The sequence below is a fragment of the Halomicrococcus gelatinilyticus genome (assembly GCA_024227995.1).
Classification (GTDB): Archaea; Halobacteriota; Halobacteria; order Halobacteriales; family Haladaptataceae; genus Halomicrococcus; species Halomicrococcus gelatinilyticus.
Genome location: CP100466.1, coordinates 378,530 through 396,150 on the forward strand (window position 1 = coordinate 378,530; position 17,621 = coordinate 396,150).

Below are 17,621 nucleotides of genomic sequence, written 5' to 3' on the forward strand. Positions count from 1 at the left end.
TTCCGGGTGCGCGTGTGCCGGGTCAGTCCAGCAGTTCGACCAGGTCGGCGACGTCGTGGTCCTCAAGTTGCAGGACGGTCTCGACGATGCGCTCGCGGTGGGCCTCGTCGTAGCGGTCGCCCGCCATGCGGTCGAACTTCGCCTGGACCTGGTCCCAGGACATCGACTGGGTGGGGTGGCCCTCGAACGCGTCCTTTGCGACGGTGTGGGTCGTCCCGTCGGCCATGTCGACGGTGAGGTCGGCCGGCATCTCCCCGTTCTCGAAGCGGTCGGTGAGGTCGGGGTCCTCCTCGACCTCGACGGTCTGAAGGAGCTGCTGGACGTCGTCGCGCTGGATGCGCTCGGGGTCGTACTGGGCGTTGGTCATCTCGCGGTCGATGAGCGCCGCGGCGAGCATGTAGGGCAGCGAGTGGTCGGCCTGCGCCTTCGTCTCCACCCCGTACCGCGACCCCTCGCCGCCGCCGATGATGAGCTTCGCGCCGGCGAACGTGTCGAGGTGGATGCGCTCGACGTCGTCGGGGTCGAGGTCCTCGCGCTCGGCGAGGTCGATGATGCCCTCGACGGCCGACTGGGCGTACGTCTCGGCGACGTACTTCTTCGTCATCACGTCGTGGACGCGCTCGGCGGGCGTGAGGTCGACGTCGAAGTCCGTGCCGGCGACGACCTGGTTCCAGCCCTTGCCGCCCTCGAAGAGGTTGACCGGGCCCTCCATGCCGTTGTTCGCCAGCATCGCCGAATAGACGCCGTTGCGCGCGGCGTTCGCGGAGGCGATGCCCTTCCACTCCGAGATGCCCTCGGTGCGGGTCACCCGGAGCGCGTTGTGCGCCGTGCCGGCGATACCGACGGCCGAGCGCACCTGCTCGTGGTCCAGACCGAGGAGCTTCGACGCCCCCGTAGCAGCGGAAATGACGGTGTGGGTCACGTGGTCGAAGCCCCTGTCGCGCACCGGCGCGTTCCACGCGAGTTCGCCCTGGACCTCGTAGGCGACGCCGACCGCGGCGAGCAGGTCCGCGCCGGAGCGGTCGTCGTACTCCCCGCAGGCGATGGCAGCCGCGACGTTGTCGCTCGGGTGCGGCGTCTCCCCGGGCGCTAGGAACGAATCCATGTAGTCGAGGTACCGCACCTGCGCGGTGTTGAGCATGGTCGCGTCCGGCGGCGACGCCGCCCCGCCGCCCCAGAGGTGGCAGTCGCCGCCCTCGTTCAGTTCCTCGACGGTCGCGCGCACCTGCTCGACCGGTTCCGCCCCCATCGCGCCGACGGCGATGCCCAGCGAGTCGAGCACGCGCTTCTTCAGCTCGTCGACGGTGTCCGGAGCGAGGTCCTCGAAGTCGGTTCCGGTCACGAAGTCGGCGAGTTCGTCGGTCGTAACCATGCCACGGCCTGCGACGGGGACGAGCAAAAGTCCCCGTCTGCGATTCGCCCGACGGCGGCGTTGATTTACCGCGTTACCCGCGCTGTTCCCGTCGGTCGCGGACCGTGAAAGGCTGCCTCGCGGGCGACGACGGTAGCGGGACGGGCCGGTAACACCGCGTCACCTGATTCGAACCCGAACCGATTAGTACCGCGGCGACCCTACCACGAATCGAATGTCTTCGCAGACCGTCGACGACCGGAGCAAGGTGTGTCCCGTCGTCGAATCGTTCGAACAGATCGGCTCGCAGTGGCGGCTGGTCGTCCTCCACGACCTGAAGGACGGAGAGAAGCGGTTCAACGAACTGAAGCGGTCGACCGGCGCGAGTTCGCGCACGCTCTCGCGCGTGCTCGACGACCTCCAGGAGATGGGGTTCGTCGCGCGTCGCACGGAGGAGGACGCCCCCATCGCGACCTACTACAACCTCACCGCGAAGGGGCTGTCGCTCTGTCCGGTGTTCGAAGAAATCGAGGAGTGGGCGGACGAGTGGCTGGAATAGCCGCTCAGTTCCGCTGCCCGATGGTGGTCTTGTTGTACATCTGACGGCTCGGGCCGGCCGAGCCGAACTTGGGCATGTCGACCCACTGGTACCTGAACTCCTGGTCGAGGCGGTGGTACACCGGCAGGAACACGACGTCCTGCCAGTTGGCCTCCTCGATGGTGACGTAGGCCTCGTTGCGGGCCTGCTCGGCCTGGTCCGACGGCGCGGCGTTGTTCTGGATCTTCTCCCACGCCTGGGTCGCCTGCTGTGCCGCCTGGGTGTCGGACCAGTTGACGTACGACAGCGGTCCCGACTGTGACGTGTCCGTCGCCGGCGGATACAGCAGGTTGAGGAAGTTGTCCGGCGCGGGCCAGTCCATGATCCACCCGAGCGTGTACGCCTGCAGGTTACCGTTCCGGCCCCGCTGCAGGAGAGTCGAGAACGGTGCCTGCTGGAGCTGCAGGTCGATGTGGGCGCTCGCCAGCTGGTCGCGGATGATCTTGGCGATGGACTGCCAGGTCGTCGACTGGTAGGTCGTCAGCGTGAACTGGTACTGGTTGTTCGGACCGTATCCGGCGTCCTCCATCATCTGCCGGGCCTGCTCGAGCTGGGTCTCGTTGTACCCGTAGGGGTAGTTGTTCTCGGCGTGCTGGTTGTACTGTTGCGGACCGCCGGGGTAGATGCGCGGCGGCGTGAAGTGGTACGCCCCGTTCCCGCGGCCCTTGAACACCTGGTCGACGGCGATCTGCTGGTTCAGCGCGTACGCGGTGGCCTTCCTGGCCGCCTCCTCCACGTTGTTCTGGTTGAACCCGATGTAGAAGGAGTTGATCGTCTGCACCCCGAGATAGTCCATCGTCGCGCCGTTCTCGACGGGCCCGTAGGTACCGACCTCACGACTCAGGTCGTCGGTGTTCTCCACGTTGAGCTTCCCGGGGTCGTACTGGGCGGTCGGGATGTTCTCGTTGAACACCACGTCGGCGTTCTTGTTCATCGTGTACGTGTACGCGGCCTGGTCGTCCTCGATGATGCTCCAGGTGACGCCCGCGATGTTGGCGGTCTGACCGTGGTAGTCGTCGAACCGCGTGACGGCCGCCTCCTGGTTGCTCTGCCAGCGCTCGAACTGGAACGGGCCGGCCCCGATGGGGTTCGACGTCGCGAACCGGTTGTACGGCATCTCGCCCTCGTACCCCGGTATGTCGCCGACGATGCCCTCCGGGAGCGCGGCGAACGAGGTGTACGCCAACAGTTCCATCGTCGCGTGGAACGGTGCCGACGTCTCCATCGTGAGCGTGTAGTCGTCCTGTGCCTCGACCGCCAGCGTCCCAGGCCTGTAGTCGCCGTCCTGGGTCGTCTCGTGTTCCACCCCGATGTTCTCCAGGATGAACGCCGACCGGCGGGAGTTCTCGGAGGCCGCCAGACGCTCCCACGAGTACACGAAGTCCTGTGCTGTGACCTCGTCGCCGTTGTGGAAGGTTGCGCCCTGCTTGAGGTTGAACGTGTACGAGGTGAAGTCGTCGGAGACCTCGTGGCTCTCCGCGAGGAGGTTGTTGACCGCTATCCGCCCGTCCGGATAGTTCATCAGGGCGTCGAAGATCTGCTGGATGACCGTCCCGGAGGCCGTGTCCGTGGCCTTGATCGGGTCCAGCGTGCTCATCGTCGAGTTGATTCGCTGGAGCGTCTTGCCGTCGCCCTGCCCACCGCCACCCCCTCCCTGCTGGGTGGTGGTCGTCTGCTGGCCGGCGGCCTGGCCTGCGAGCGCGACCGCGGACGCCGCGCTACCGGTCGCCTCGAGGAATCGTCGTCGTGATACGTTGGATTTCTCTGACATCCGGAAAGGAAACACGTCCGACGCCCTCATGTAACTAATTCTTCATAGGTGGGCGGTGGGAGCTTGCAACAATCGCCGCACGGTGGAGATATTTCGGGGTTCGTGTACGAACGATGTGAACTGATGAAAGGGGATGAACCGTCGTCGGCAGTGCCGTCGCCAACCAGTCGGCCGTATTACAGGTAAAGTCTGCGACGAGGGAACGTCGGTCTAGAGGACACAGCCACCGACGGCCGCGGACCGGAGACGGTGCGTAGCGTCGAGGAAACGGGCGCTTACCGAAAACTGACGGCCGTGGCACAGTTGGTAACCCTGCGGAACGACAGTCACGAACGCGGTTCGGAACGGGTAACTGATGTTGCAGTTCCTGCGGCGGGAGTCAACGACGGCGGACGGGCATCGACAGGCACGGAGCCACCGGGGCTGGCCGCAACCGGCGCGCGCGACAGGTGACGAGAGGTACCCTGTTCGTGACACGACGGGACGTGGACCGCCTCGGCGGACGTGGTTCGAGTCGGGTCCCGGCGACTGGGACGGAGCGACAACTATTCCCCACTTCCGTCCTGAAGTCCGGACATGACTATCGGCGTCGCGGTACTCAACTTCGGCGAACCGGCCGAACCGACGCGTGAGAACGTTCTCGACTACCTCGAGCGCATCTTCATGAACAACGCCGACCTTGAGGGCGACACCACCGAGGAGGAGGCGCGGCAGCGCTCGCGCCAGCTCGCGGAGCGGCGCGCCGCCGGCCTCATCGAGGAGTACGAGGAGATCGGCGGGTCGCCGCTGAACCCGCAGGCGACGGCGCAGGCCGACGCGCTGGAGGCCGAACTCGAATCGCGGGGACTGGACGCCAAGACGTACGTCGGGATGCAGTTCACCGAGCCGTTCATCAGCGACGCCGTCGAGGCGGCGCGCGAGGACGGCGTCGACGAACTCGTCGGGCTCCCGGTGTACCCGCTCTGCGGGGCGTCGACCACGGTCGCGTCCCTGGAAGAACTCACCGGGGCCGTCGACGAGCGCGACTGGGACGTCCCCGTCCACGAGATTACCGGCTGGCACAAGCACCCGACCTACAACCGCCTCCGTGCGGAGAACATCGCCACGTTCGCGGACGAGGAGGGCGTCGACCTGACCGACGAGGACACGGAGCTCGTCTTCTCGGCGCACGGCACGCCCGCCCACTACCTCGAGGAGGGCAGCCGCTACGACACGTACGTCCAGGAGTTCTGCGACGTCATGGCGGCCGAACTCGGCGTCGACGACTACACGCTCGGGTTCCAGAACCACGGGAACCGCGACATCCCGTGGACCGAACCGGACGTCGAGGAGGCCATCGAGTCGGTCGACGCCGAACGGGTCGTCGTCGAGCCCATCAGCTTCATGCACGAGCAGAGCGAGACGCTGTCGGAACTCGACGACGAACTGCGCGAGGAAGCCGAGGAGCTGGGACTGGAGTTCCACCGGGTCCCCGTCCCGCACGACGACGAGCGGTTCGCGGGCGTGCTCGCCGACCTCGTCGAGCCGTTCGTCGCCGACTTCGACCCGTCGTACTACCAGTTCCGGCAGTGCCAGTGCAAGGACACGCCGGGGACGATGTGCCTGAACGCCCCGTTCAGCGATGACTGACGACGACCGCGACGCTGCGGTCGGCGTCGTCGGCGCCGGCATCACCGGCCTGTCGCTCGCCCACCACCTCGACCGCGCGGGCGTCGACCACGTCGTCTTCGAGGCCACCGACGAACCCGGCGGCGTCGTCCGGAGCGGTCGCGTCGACGGCGCGCTGCTGGAGTGGGGCCCCCAGCGCCTGCGCCGCACCGACCCCATCGACGAACTGATCGACGACCTCGACCTCGGCGACGAGGTCATCGAGGCCGGGGACACCGAGATGTTCGTCTACGCCGAGGGGAGCCTCGGTCGCGCCCCCTTCTCGCTGGAGGCGTTCGCGGAGACCGACCTGCTCTCGGAGGAGTCGAAGCTCCGGGTCGTCAACGAACCATCGACCGACCCGGGACGACCGGACGAGACGGCCGCCGAACTGTTCACCCGGAAGTTCGGCGAGGAGGCCTACCGCAACCTGCTCGGCCCGCTCTTCGGCGGCATCTACGGCTCGGACCCCGAGGAGATGCCGGTCCGGCACGCCCTCTCGGGGCTGCTGGGCGTCGAGGAGAAGTACGGCTCGCTGCTCGCGCCCGCCGTCAAGCGGGCGATGCAGGGCGGCGCGTCCGCACCCGCCATCTCCTTTCGCGACGGTGCCCAGCGACTGCCGGCGGCGCTGTACGACGCCCACAGCGAGCGCGTCCACCTGGAGACGCCCGTCGAGGCCATCCGGGCGCGCGAGGGCGGCGGCTACGCCGTCGAGCGCGCGGACGGCGAGACGGTCGCCGTCGACGACGTCGTCGTGACGACGCCGGCGGACGTCACCGCCGACCTGCTCGCCGGGCTCGCGCCCGACGCCGCCGACGCGCTCGCCGAGTTGCGCTACAACCCCCTCGCGATGGTCCACCTGCTCGCCGACTGCGACCGGGAGGGGTTCGGCTACCAGGTGCGCCACGACGAGGACCTCGACACCCTCGGCGTCTCGTGGAACGCGAGCATGTTCGACCGCCGCGGCCCCGACGACAGGGGCGTCTACACCGTCTTCCTGGGCGGGATGAAGAAGCCCGAACTGCTCGAAGAGGACGAATCGACGCTCGGGGCCATCGCCGCCGAGGAGTTCGAGCAGGTGATCGACGCCGCGGCCGAGGTGCTCAGCGTCGAGAAACTCGACCGCGGGTTCCCGGCCTACGACGGCTCCTGGGACGCCATCGAGGACCTGTCGACGCCCGACGGCGTCCACCTCGCGACGAACTACACCGCCCGCATGGGCGTCCCGAGCCGGGTGCGCGAGGCGAAGCGCCTCGCCGAGACGCTGTCGAACTAGGCGAGGTCCGCCGTCTCGAACCGCCAGTAGCCGAGCGCGAGCGGTATCGTCGCCCACGCCAGCAGCACGAGCAGCGACACCCACGGCGAGAGGTACGCCGGCGGCTCCGCTCCGCCCGGAAGATGGACGCCGTTGCGCTCCGGGAAGAACAGCGTCGTCAGCCCCTCGAACGCCGCCATCGGGCCGAGCCGCTCGACGAAGTGCGTCCAGGCGGGATACGGCGCCACCAGCACCGCCGAGCCCGTCTTCAGGTAGTGGAGGAGGTTCACGAGGACGCCCCAGAGCGACCGCGCGACGACGAAGACCGCGATGGCGGCCGCGCCAGCTCGCCGCGAGGTGCGCGCGGCCGCGGAGATACCGACGGCGACGCAGACGAAGGTGACGCCGAGCAGCAGCGTCGACAGCGCGAACAGGCCGAACGTCGGGAGCGACACGGCGGGATAGGCCGACCGGACGACGACGCCCGCGACGGCGAAACTGGCTAGCAATGGGAGCGCGACGACGAGGCTGCGTCCGAGCAGTTTGCCGGCGACGACGTCGCGGCGGGCGTGGGGTAGACCGAGCAGGACCTTCAGCGACCCCGACTCGCGCTCACCGGCGACGGCGGGGTAGCCGACGAGCAGGCCGACCAGCGGGACGAGCACGCTCGCGGTCAGCGAGAACTCGTCGACGACGTCGGCCGTCGTGCCGGCGACCCACGATTGCTGGGTGTACAGCACGGCGTCGCCGACGACGAGCACGGCGAACGCCGTCGAGACGGCCCAGAAGGTCTTCGTGCGGAGGGCGTACCGGAGTTCCTTGCGGGCGACCAGGCGGAGGGACATGGCGGGGACGTGTCACCCGTCGGGGATAACGCTACCGTTCGACGTCCTTGGCCGTCTCGACGAACGCCTTCGCGTTCTCCACTGGCGTGTTGCGGTCGATGCCGTGGCCGAGGTTGAGGATGTGGCCGGTGTCGCCGGCCTTCGCGATGACCTCGCGGGTCTTCTCGCGGACGAAGTCCTCGTCGCCGAGCAGGTAGGAGGGGTCGAGGTTGCCCTGGACGGGCGTGTCGCCGAGGCGTTCGCGGGCGTCGGCCATGTCGACGGTCCAGTCGAGGCTCACGACGTCCGCGCCGGCCTCGTCGAGCAGGTCGAGTTTCCCGCCGGGGTGGCGTGCGAAGACGATCGAGGGGACGTCGATGGCGTCGAAGATGCGCTGGTGGAGCGGGAGCAGGTACTCGCGGTAGTCGTCGGGCGTCAGGACGCCTGACCAGGTGTCGAACACCTGGACGACGTCGGCCCCGCGGTCGACCTGGTACTCGACGTACTCCTCGACGACCTCCGTGAACGCCTCAAGGAGCGCGGCGAACGCCTCGGGGTGGTTCGCGCGGAGCCGACGGAGGGGTTTGCGCGAGGTGGAGTCCTCGCCGACGACGTAGGACGCCAGGGTGTAGGGTCCGCCGGCGAAGCCGATGATGCTCGTCCGGTCGCCGACGCCCTCCTGCAGGCGGTCGAGCAGTGCGCCGACGAAGTCGAGCTGTTCGCGGACGTCGCCGGCCTCGGTCGGCACGTCCGCGGGGTCGAGGACGGGGTTCTCGACGACGGGGCCGACGCCGCTCTCGATGTGGTAGTCGAACCCGAGCGGCTCGAGGACGGTGAGGATGTCCGAGAACATGACGAGGCCGTCGGGTTCGAACAGCTCCCACGGCAGCAGCGTGATGCGCTCGGCCACCTCGGGGTCCTCGATGGCCTCCCGGAAGGAGTACTCCTCGCGGATGTCGCGGTACTCGGGGATGTATCGGCCGGCCTGGCGCATCAGCCAGACGGGCGGGCGCTCGGTTCGTTCGCCGCGCGCCGCGCGGACCAGCAGGTCGCTCATGGCGGACCATTCGGCGGGGCGCGTCTAAGCGTTTCGAAGCCAGCCAACAGTCGGAACGCTGCCGGCAGGAAAGCCGCCTCACGCCACCGTGGTAGATGAAATCATGGCGCACGCCGCATCGAGCTTTGGAATCGAAGACGGACCGCGCTCGACCTTACATTCCGAAAAGTACGTCGTCGCTCATCCGATACTTGTTAAGAACAATGCCAATGAACGAGGACCCCGTAGTAACTGACAGGTGACACTGTGACGAGACGGACCCAACTCGACGTCCGCGGGATGAGTTGCGCGAACTGTTCGAGCACGGTCGGGGAGGCGCTCGAACTGCTGGACGGCGTCGAATCGGCGGAGGTGAACTTCGCCACCGACGAGGCCAGCGTCGAGTACGACCCCGAGCGCATCTCGCTGTCCGAACTGTACGCCGCCATCGAGGACGCGGGGTACGAGCCGGTTCGCGCGACCGCGAGCATCGGCATCTCCGGCATGTCCTGTGCCAACTGCGCGGAGAGCAACGAGACTGCGCTGGAGGACGTTCCGGGCGTCGTCGACGCCGAGGTGAACTTCGCCACCGACGAGGCCAGCGTCGAGTACAACCCGGTCGAGGCAAACCGCGACGACCTGCACGACGCGGTCGTCGAGGCGGGGTACGACCCCATCCGGGAGGACGAGGGCGACGGCGAGTCCGGCGACGAGTCGGCGGCCGACGCACGCGACGCGGCTCGCGACGCCGAGATACGGCGACAGCTCCGGCTGACGCTGTTCGGCGCGGCGTTCGCAGTGCCGCTGGTGGCGTTCATGGTCGAGCACCTCTTTTTCCCCGAGGTGCTCGGCGATGAACTCTTCGGCGTCGACCTCGACGTCGTCCAGTTCCTCCTGGCGACGCCCGTCCAGGTGCTGCTGGGTAAGGAGTTCTACGAGAACTCCTACACGGCGCTCGTGAAGAACCGCACGGCGAACATGGACGTGCTCATCGCGCTCGGGTCGACGACGGCGTACCTCTACAGCGTGGCCGTCATGCTCACGCTCATCCCGGGCGGCCTCTACTTCGACAGCGCCGTGCTCATCCTCGTGTTCATCACGATGGGCAACTGGCTGGAGGCGCGCTCGAAGGGGCAGGCCGGCGAGGCGCTGCGCGAACTGCTCGAACTCGAGGCCGACACGGCGACGGTCGTCGAGGACGGCGCGGAACGCGAGGTGCCCCTCGACGAGGTCGAGGTCGGCGACCGCCTCCGGGTCCGCCCCGGCGAGAAGGTGCCGACGGACGGCGTCGTCGTCGAGGGCGAGAGCGCCGTCGACGAGTCGATGGTGACCGGCGAGTCGGTGCCGGTGGAGAAGCGCGACGGCGACGAGGTCATCGGCGGCACGGTCAACGAGAACGGCGTCCTCCTGGTCGAGGCGACGAAGGTGGGCGAGGAGACCGCCCTCCAGCAGATCGTCCAGACGGTCAAGGAGGCGCAGGCCCGCCAGCCCGAGATCCAGAACTTCGCTGACCGGGTGAGCGCCTACTTCGTCCCGGCGGTCATCGTCAACGCCGTCTTCTGGGGCACCGCCTGGTTCCTCTTCCCCGAGGCGCTCGCGTCCTTCGTCGACGCGCTCCCCGCCTGGGGGCTGGTCGCCGGCGGCCCCGCCGCGGCCGGCGGTGCCGTCTCCGGCTTCGAGTTCGCCGTGGTCGTGTTCGCGAGCGCCGTCCTCATCGCCTGCCCCTGCGCGCTCGGCCTGGCGACGCCCACCGCGACGATGGTCGGGACGGCCATCGGCGCACGCTACGGCGTCCTCTTCCAGGGCGGCGACGTCCTCGAACGCGTCCGCGACGTCGACGCCGTCGTCTTCGACAAGACGGGGACGCTCACCGAGGGCGAGATGCGCCTGACCGACGTCGTCGCGTTCCCCGAAGGCGGCGACGGCGACGCGACGGCGACCGACGGCGGCGCGACCCCCGACGGCGGCGTCGCGGCCGGTCTCGAACCCGCCGATGTGACCGAGGAGTTCGTCCTCTCGGCCGCGGCGAGCGCCGAGCACGGCAGCGAACACCCGCTCGCGCAGGCCATCGTCGACGGGGCACGCGAGCGCGGCGTCGACGTCGAGTCGCCGGAGTCGTTCGAGAACGTCCCCGGCCACGGCGTCACGGCGACGACGAGCCACGGCGAGGTCGTCGTCGGGAACCGGAAGCTGCTGCGCGAGGAGGGCGTCGACCCCGCGCCAGCCGAGGACGCGATGGAGCGCCTGGAGCGCGAGGGGAAGACGGCGATGCTGGTCGCGGTCGACGGCACGCTCGTCGGCGTCGTCGCCGACGCGGACGAGGTGAAAGCGAGCGCGAACGAGGCCGTGGCGGCCCTCCGCGATCGCGACGTCGACGTCATGATGCTGACCGGCGACAACGAGCGCACCGCGAACGCCGTCGCCGACGAGGTCGGCATCGACCGCGAGAACGTCCGCGCGGAGGTCCTGCCCGACGAGAAGGCCGACGCCGTCGACGAGGTCGAGGCCGACGGTCGGCGGGCGATGATGGTCGGGGACGGCGTCAACGACGCGCCGGCACTCGCGTCGGCGTACGTCGGCACCGCCATCGGCAGCGGGACGGACGTCGCCATCGAGGCGGCGGACGTGACGCTGATGGCGGACGACCCCCGCGACGTCGTGAAGGCCATCCGCGTCTCCGAGGGGACGCTGTCGAAGATCAAACAGAACCTCTTCTGGGCGCTGGGCTACAACGCGGCGATGATCCCGCTCGCCTCGCTCGGCCTGCTCCAGCCCGCGCTGGCGGCCGCGGCGATGGCGTTCTCCAGCGTGAGCGTGCTGACGAATAGCCTCCTCTTCCGGCGGTACGCGCCGGACCACGACTACGAACTCCTCGGTGCGCTGCGGTGAGGAGCGACCCCTCACCGCCCCGAGGACAGCGGAAACGGAGGTGTGACGGCAGCGCCGTCGGTCCGCTTCTCACCACTGACGCGGTCCGACAGTAGTCGAACGTATTATTAGCCGGCCTTCGAAAGGTTTCCACGAATGCTGCGGGACACGGGCGACGAGACCCCCCAGTTGCAAGCCGTCCTCGACGCGCTCGACGACCCCGCATGCAGAACCATCATCAAGGAACTGGACGAACCGATGACTGCAAACGAACTCGCGGACGAGACCGACATCCCCCTCTCGACGCTGTACCGGAAGATCGACCTGCTGACGGACGCCTCGCTCGTGGTCGAGACGACCGAGATTCGGGACGACGGCCACCACACGAGCCGGTACCGGACCGCCGTCGAGGCGGTGAGCATCGAACTCGACGAGAACCGGGAGTTCGACGTCGGCATCGAACGTCCCCCGCAGACGACCGACGAACGGCTCGAACGACTCTGGTCCGAGGTGCGCAAGGAAACATGACACACGTCACCACCGTCGTCATCGCGCTGAAGACGCTGACGCTCGCGCTGGGCGGCCTCATCACGTTCTTCGCGTTCAAGGCGTACCGCCGGACGGGGTCGCCGGCGCTGCGGGCGCTCACCATCGGTTTCGGCATCGTCACGCTCGGCGCGCTCCTCGCCGGCGTCGCCGACCAGGCGCTGCACCTGCGACGCAGCACCGTGCTCGTCATCGAGAGCGCGCTGAGCGCCGTCGGGTTCGCCGCCATCGCGTACTCCCTCTACGCGGACTGACGCCGCGACGTCGGCGCTTCGCACCGCGGATCTCCGCGGCGTAGCTTTATCCCCGGGGACGTGTCAATCAGCCGCATGGACGCGTTCGAGGGGACGCTGTTCTCCGACCGACTCCTCGCCGACGTGGCCGCCCTGGCCGACGACGACCTCCCCGCGACCCGCGAGCAGGTCTCCGACCGCTACGAGCAGTCGCGACGCGACGGCACGAATCGCGCGCAGGTGGTCGAGTCCGTCCTGTCCGCACTCGGGGGGCGGCCGTCCACCGTCGCAGTGGTGGGGGGACCGCCGGACGGTCACGCGGCGGTCGAGGCCCACGCCGAGAGCGACCGCGGCGACGGGGACGACCCGCGCGCTGCGGTCACCGACGGGCGACGCTGGCGACTCCTGCTCGCGGACGAACCCCCGGACCGGCACCTCGACGTCGACCTCCCCGCGACCCTCGACGCCCCCGAGCGGTTCGCCATCTTCGCGGTGACGTTCGGGCCACGGGAGGCGTTCGAACGATTGCTCGACGCCCGGGAAGCACACGTCACGACGGCCCGGACGGACCTCAGGCAGAGCCTGCAGGAGGGCGTCCGGCGTGCGGCCGGTCGACTGCTCGGGGTGACGGCCGACGCGGACGACGCCGGCGACGTGGAAGCCGACGGGGCGACCGAGGACCCGAACGCGGCGCTCGACGCGGCGTGCGTCCTCGCGTTCCGTATCGCGGCGGTGCGTTTCGCGGCAGTACGCGGCCGCGACGCGGACGCCGAAGCCCCGGGCCGCGCCGAGGACGACCTCCCCTTCGGCCGCGCGCCGGAACTGGCGACCGAACGACGGCTGCTCGACGGGCTGACGAGGGACGACGTGGCGGCGGTCGCGGCGGCGCTCGACGGGGTCGACTACGCCGCGCTGGACGCCCGTCACCTCGGCGACGCCTACGAGCGACTGCTGGACGCCACCGTGGAGGTCGACGACGGAGCGGTCAGCCTGTCGTCCGACGACGGCGCGCGCGGAGCGACCGGCGCGTACTACACGCCCGAGTACCTCGTCGACCACGCCGTCGAGACGGCGGTCGACGGACCCGACGCGACCGTCCTCGACCCGGCGATGGGCTGTGGACACTTCCTGGTGCGCGCGCTCGACCGGCTCACCGTGGAACGCGCACGGGAGGGCGAGTCGCTCGACGACGCACGGCGGGCGGCGGTGCGGCAACTGCACGGCGTGGACGTCGACCCCGCGGCCGTCGAACTCGCGCGAACGGCGGTGTGGCTCCGCTCGGGGCACTGGCCGGACGAGCGACTCCGGACGGGCGACGCGCTCGCCGATGGCGACGTCCGCAACGCGCTCGACGACCTCGACCGGGTCGACGCCGTCGTCGCCAACCCGCCCTACGTCCGCAACAGGGCCATCCCGGACGGCCGGAAGGCCGACCTGCGCGAGCGGTTCGAGACGGCGACGGGGTCGTTCGACCTCTACGTGCCGTTCGTCGAGCGGATGTGCGAGCTCGGCGAGCGGGTCTGTGCCGTCGTGCCGAACAAGTGGACGACGGCCAGGTACGGCGAGCGACTGCGGCGACGGCTGCTCGACCGCCACCGCCTCCGCGAGATACTGGACGCCTCGAACGTGCCGGCGTTCGCCGACGCCGACGTGTATCCCGTCGTCGTCTCGGTGGCGGCCGACGAGGGGCCGACCGACTCCGTTCGCGTCCGGACGGCGCAGTCAGCCGACGAGGTCGAGACGGCGGACGGCGACGACGCGGGAGCGGCGATATCGCGCTCGTTCGTCGACGCGCTGGGCGACGACGTCATCCCGGTCGGCGTCGACCCGGCCTTCGCCCCGCTCGCCGAGCGCGTCCGCCAGGAGTGCGACGGCCTCGGCGACCACGTCACCCTGACGGAGGGCGTCCACACCGGCAACGTCCGTGACGAACTCGTCGTCGAACGGGCGGGGACGGACTGCGAGCGCGTCGTCGGCGGACGCGACGTCGAACGCTACGGCGTCGAGTGGGACGGCGACTGGCTCCGGTACGACGAGTCGGTCGTCGCAGCGGACGGGGCGTACGGCGACCTGCGCGACCCGACCGTGTTCGAGGAGGTGAAACTCCTCGTCAGGGACATCAGCGACCGCCCCGTCGCGGCGTTCGACGAGGACGGCCTCTACGCGCTGAACACCCTCTACAGCGCCCGACGGCGCGCCGAATCGCCGCTGCCGCTGCGGTACGTCCTCGCGGTGCTCAACTCGACGTTCGCGGCGGTGTACTTCCGTCAGGTGTACGGCGGGACCCACGTCAGCGGCGGCTACCTGCGGTGCAAGCCGATGTTCCTCGCGAACCTGCCGCTCCCCCGCGCGCCGGACGAGCGCGACCGTCTCGCCGACCTCGCGGCCCGGATGGGTACGCTGCGTCGGGAGCGGTCGGCGCGCTCGCTCGACCCGCCGACGGCCAGCGGTCCGCGACTGGCCGACCTCGACCCGGACCGCGTCGGCGCGGGCTCGTTCCTCGACGCCACCGCGCGAAGCGTCGAGGGATTGCGTCTCGGACGCGTCACCGTGGACGAGGCCGGGGCCGACAGTCCGACGGTGGTCGCCGCGACGGCGCGCTACCGACCGGACGGACGCGACCGCGGACTCGCGGACGGCGAGACCGCTGACCGGGAAACGGACGAGTGGGGGTTCGTCGAGACCGACCCGCTGCCGGCACTCGCGTTCGACGTGGACGGTGCTCGCCGGGACCTCCTGGGGGCGTTCGTCCCGCGAGCCGTCGAGCGAGGCGACGTCCGGAAGCAGGCCGGGCGGACCATCTCGCTGCTCGACCGTCTCGAACGCGTCCGTCTTCCCGCACTCGACGACGCCCGACCCTTCCTCGAGGAGTGGCGGCACGCGCGCGAACTCGACGACGCGCTCGCCGAGACGGACGCCGCAATCGACCGCCGCGTCTACCGGGCGTACGGGCTCGACGACGACGAGATCGCGCTTGTCGAGCGACTCGCGAACGGGACCGCGGAGTCGGGCACCGGGCGGACTGACGACAGCTGGTGATTTCAGGAGCGAAAGGGAAGGGTAAGCGCGGACGGCCGAGAGAAGGGTGGTGTTACGTGGCGGTAACGGACAAACCGTTTACTTCGCTGGGGTGATGGGACGTCGTATGGACGACTTCGTGGCGGGTGGGGGCCGAATTCCGGCGGCAGCCCAGCTACCGGATACGGGACAGGTCCCAGCGGTGCTGCAGGTCGCGGGCGTCTCGACGGACGTGCTGGTCGTGCTGGGCGTCGTCTTGTTCGCGCTCGTGCTGTTCACGACGGAGGTGCTTCCCATCGACGTGAGCGCCATCCTCGTCATGGTGACGCTGATGGTGCTCGAACCGTGGACCGGCGTCTCGCCGGCGGAGGGCATCTCCGGGTTTGCCAACGAGGCGACCATCACGGTGCTGGCGATGCTCATCCTGAGCGCGGGCGTCAGCCGCACCGGGGTCGTCCAGATGCTCGGGGCGCGGATGGCCGCGTTCGCCGGCGGCGACCTCCGCAAGCAACTGCTGGCGACCATCGGCGTCGCCGGGCCGGCCTCCGGGTTCGTCAACAACACGCCGGTCGTGGCGATACTCGTCCCCGTCATCACCGACCTCGCGCACGAGGGCAACACCTCGCCGTCGAAGCTGCTCATCCCGCTGTCGTTCGCCTCGATGCTGGGCGGGATGCTCACGCTCATCGGCACCTCGACCAACCTGCTGGCGAGCAACGTCGCCGGGCGACTCGGCGACGAGTACCCGACGCTGCACTCGTTCTCGATGTTCGAGTTCACCCACCTCGGCGCCATCGTCCTCGTCACCGGTAGCCTCTACCTGCTGTTCGTCGGCCACCGCCTCCTCCCCGAGCGCGTACCGCCGGAGGAGGACTACGTCGGTGAGTACGAGATGGACGAGTACCTCACCGACGTCGCCGTCCCGGAGGCGTCGCCGCTCGTCGGCTCGACCGTCGAGGAGGCAGTCGACACGGAACAGTACGACGTGGACGTGCTCCAGCTCGTCCGCGGGGAGTCGACGTTCCTCGAACCCATCCGGCAGAAGACCATCCGCGCTGGCGACGTGCTGAGGCTCCGGACGGACCGCGGCACGCTCGCGGAACTGCTGTCGGTCGACGAGTTGCGGATCGTCGGGACGCCGGCAGCCGACGAGGAGCTCGAACCCGGCGACGAGACGACGCTCGTCGAGATCGTCATCCCGAGGGACTCGACGCTCGTCGGCGAGACGCTGGAGACGACCTCGTTCCGCGAGCGCTACGACGCCAGCGTGCTCGCCTTCCGCCGGGGCCGCCAGCTCATCCGCGACCGCCTGGAGGCGGTCCGGATGGGCGTCGGCGACACCCTGCTCGTCCAGGCGTCGGTCGACAGCATCGACCGCCTGTCGACCAACCCCGACTTCATCGTCGCTCACCAGGTTCCCGACCCGAACTACCGGACGGAGAAGATACCGGCCGCGCTCGCCATCGTGGCGGGCGTCGTCGCGATGCCGGCGTTGAACGTGCTGCCCATCCTCGTGAGCGCGCTCGCGGGCGTGGTGGCGATGGTCGTCACGGGCGTGCTCCACCCCGGCGAACTGTACGAGTCGGTCGAGTGGAGCGTCATCTTCCTGCTGGCGGGCGTCATCCCGCTCGGCGTCGCGCTGGAGCGTTCCGGCGGCGCGGAACTGATCGGGGAGGCCGTCGCCACGAGCGCGGACTTCCTCCCCGCCATCGGCGTGCTGTGGGTGTTCTACATCGCCACCGGTCTCGTGACGGAGGTCATCAGCAACAACGCCAGCGTCGTGTTGATGATCCCCGTCGCGGTCGAGGCCGCGAGCCGCATCGGCGCCGATCCGTTCGCGTTCGTGCTGGCGGTCACCTTCGCCGCGAGCACGTCCTTCCTCGGCCCGGTCGGCTACCAGACGAACCTCTTCGTCTACGGACCCGGCGGCTACCGGTTCACCGATTACGCACGCATCGGCGCACCGCTGCAGGTGCTCCTTTCGGTGGTGACTGTGCTCGGAATCGCGGCGTTCTGGGGGCTCTAGCTCTGCGGACCCACGTCGATCCAGGAGACGGACACGAAGCCGCCGATGAGCGCCGTCATCGTCCCCCCGAACAGCGTGACCATCCGCATGGTGATGCGGTCCGTCTCAGAGACGTCGAGCTCGTAGATCTGCCCGCCGTCGCGGACGTACTTGTGGTTCTCGAGCTGTGACGGAGGCTCCTCGGCGGTGGCGTACTTCCCGTCGAGCTTCGCCCGGGCGAACGCCTTCCGCGCGTCCGCCTTGAGGTCGGAGTACGTGACGGAGTCGGACTCGCTCCCGGGCGCGTCCCCGCTGATCTCCTTCACCGTGAGGGTGTACGTCGTGCTGTTGCCCTCCGGCTGGGCCAGGGCGTAGCCGGACAGGGCGATACCGACGACGAGCATGATGCCCGCGAGCGACTGGATCACGATCCCGCTTGTTCTCATCCGTCTGTTTCACCACAGTACGG

The 17,621-nt window shown here is 69.3% G+C and carries 13 protein-coding genes; 8 read left to right on the top strand and 5 right to left on the bottom strand.

What is annotated here, in order from left to right; translation table 11 throughout:
* Nucleotides 1-22 precede the first annotated feature (22 nt).
* Nucleotides 23-1,372, bottom strand: a complete 1,350-nt coding sequence (locus NKT36_RS17115; RefSeq protein WP_327053602.1) for an MmgE/PrpD family protein — start codon at nucleotides 1,370-1,372, stop codon at nucleotides 23-25.
* 214 nt (nucleotides 1,373-1,586) lie between these two features.
* Here NKT36_RS17115 and NKT36_RS17120 point away from each other — a divergent pair, with 214 nt between their 5' ends.
* Nucleotides 1,587-1,910 carry a winged helix-turn-helix transcriptional regulator gene (locus NKT36_RS17120; protein WP_327053603.1) on the top strand — a complete coding sequence of 108 codons (324 nt, stop codon included), beginning with the start codon at nucleotides 1,587-1,589 and terminating at the stop codon, nucleotides 1,908-1,910.
* Nucleotides 1,911-1,914: 4 nt separating this feature from the next.
* On the opposite strand, the gene NKT36_RS17125 is transcribed toward NKT36_RS17120, so the two are convergent.
* Nucleotides 1,915-3,720 (bottom strand): ABC transporter substrate-binding protein, encoded by a 1,806-nt coding sequence (locus NKT36_RS17125; protein ID WP_327053604.1) that lies wholly within the window; start codon nucleotides 3,718-3,720, stop codon nucleotides 1,915-1,917.
* 576 nt (nucleotides 3,721-4,296) lie between these two features.
* Between NKT36_RS17125 and hemH the strand changes: the two genes are divergently transcribed.
* The gene (hemH, locus tag NKT36_RS17130; RefSeq protein WP_327053605.1) at nucleotides 4,297-5,349 is read left to right on the top strand and encodes a ferrochelatase; all 1,053 of its coding nucleotides are present in this window, start codon (nucleotides 4,297-4,299) and stop codon (nucleotides 5,347-5,349) included.
* The gene (gene hemG, locus NKT36_RS17135; RefSeq protein WP_327053606.1) at nucleotides 5,342-6,643 is read left to right on the top strand and encodes a protoporphyrinogen oxidase; all 1,302 of its coding nucleotides are present in this window, start codon (nucleotides 5,342-5,344) and stop codon (nucleotides 6,641-6,643) included. The genes hemH and hemG overlap by 8 nt, the downstream gene beginning before the upstream one ends.
* Here the strand turns inward: hemG and NKT36_RS17140 are convergent.
* Together NKT36_RS17140 and hemE are read right to left on the bottom strand one after the other, a co-directional pair.
* Nucleotides 6,640-7,467: an ABC transporter permease subunit gene (locus tag NKT36_RS17140; RefSeq protein ID WP_327053607.1), complete on the bottom strand. Its 828-nt coding sequence runs from the start codon at nucleotides 7,465-7,467 to the stop codon at nucleotides 6,640-6,642. The two genes, hemG and NKT36_RS17140, sit on opposite strands and share 4 nt — an antisense overlap.
* Nucleotides 7,468-7,498: 31 nt before the next feature.
* Nucleotides 7,499-8,503, bottom strand: coding sequence for a uroporphyrinogen decarboxylase (gene hemE, locus NKT36_RS17145; protein ID WP_327053608.1), 1,005 nt, complete (start codon nucleotides 8,501-8,503; stop codon nucleotides 7,499-7,501).
* A 279-nt stretch (nucleotides 8,504-8,782) separates the two neighbouring features.
* On the opposite strand from hemE, the gene NKT36_RS17150 reads away from it, so the two are divergent.
* From NKT36_RS17150 to NKT36_RS17170, 5 genes are all read left to right on the top strand, one after another.
* Nucleotides 8,783-11,371 carry a heavy metal translocating P-type ATPase gene (locus NKT36_RS17150; protein WP_407652240.1) on the top strand — a complete coding sequence of 863 codons (2,589 nt, stop codon included), beginning with the start codon at nucleotides 8,783-8,785 and terminating at the stop codon, nucleotides 11,369-11,371.
* Between the two features lie 135 nt (nucleotides 11,372-11,506).
* On the top strand, nucleotides 11,507-11,878 hold the full coding sequence (locus tag NKT36_RS17155; protein ID WP_327053610.1) for a helix-turn-helix domain-containing protein: 372 nt from the start codon (nucleotides 11,507-11,509) through the stop codon (nucleotides 11,876-11,878).
* A complete protein-coding gene (locus NKT36_RS17160; protein ID WP_327053611.1) occupies nucleotides 11,875-12,150 on the top strand; it encodes a DUF7521 family protein in 276 nt (91 codons plus the stop codon). Before NKT36_RS17155 ends, NKT36_RS17160 begins: the two co-directional genes overlap by 4 nt.
* Before the next feature lie 75 nt (nucleotides 12,151-12,225).
* Nucleotides 12,226-15,168, top strand: a complete 2,943-nt coding sequence (locus NKT36_RS17165; protein ID WP_327053612.1) for an Eco57I restriction-modification methylase domain-containing protein — start codon at nucleotides 12,226-12,228, stop codon at nucleotides 15,166-15,168.
* A gap of 211 nt (nucleotides 15,169-15,379) precedes the next feature.
* Entirely contained in the window at nucleotides 15,380-17,173 is a 1,794-nt protein-coding gene (locus NKT36_RS17170) for an SLC13 family permease (protein WP_327053830.1), read from the top strand.
* Here NKT36_RS17170 and NKT36_RS17175 read toward each other — a convergent pair.
* Entirely contained in the window at nucleotides 17,170-17,598 is a 429-nt protein-coding gene (locus NKT36_RS17175; protein ID WP_327053613.1) for a hypothetical protein, read from the bottom strand. The two genes, NKT36_RS17170 and NKT36_RS17175, sit on opposite strands and share 4 nt — an antisense overlap.
* Nucleotides 17,599-17,621: the final 23 nt, after the last annotated feature.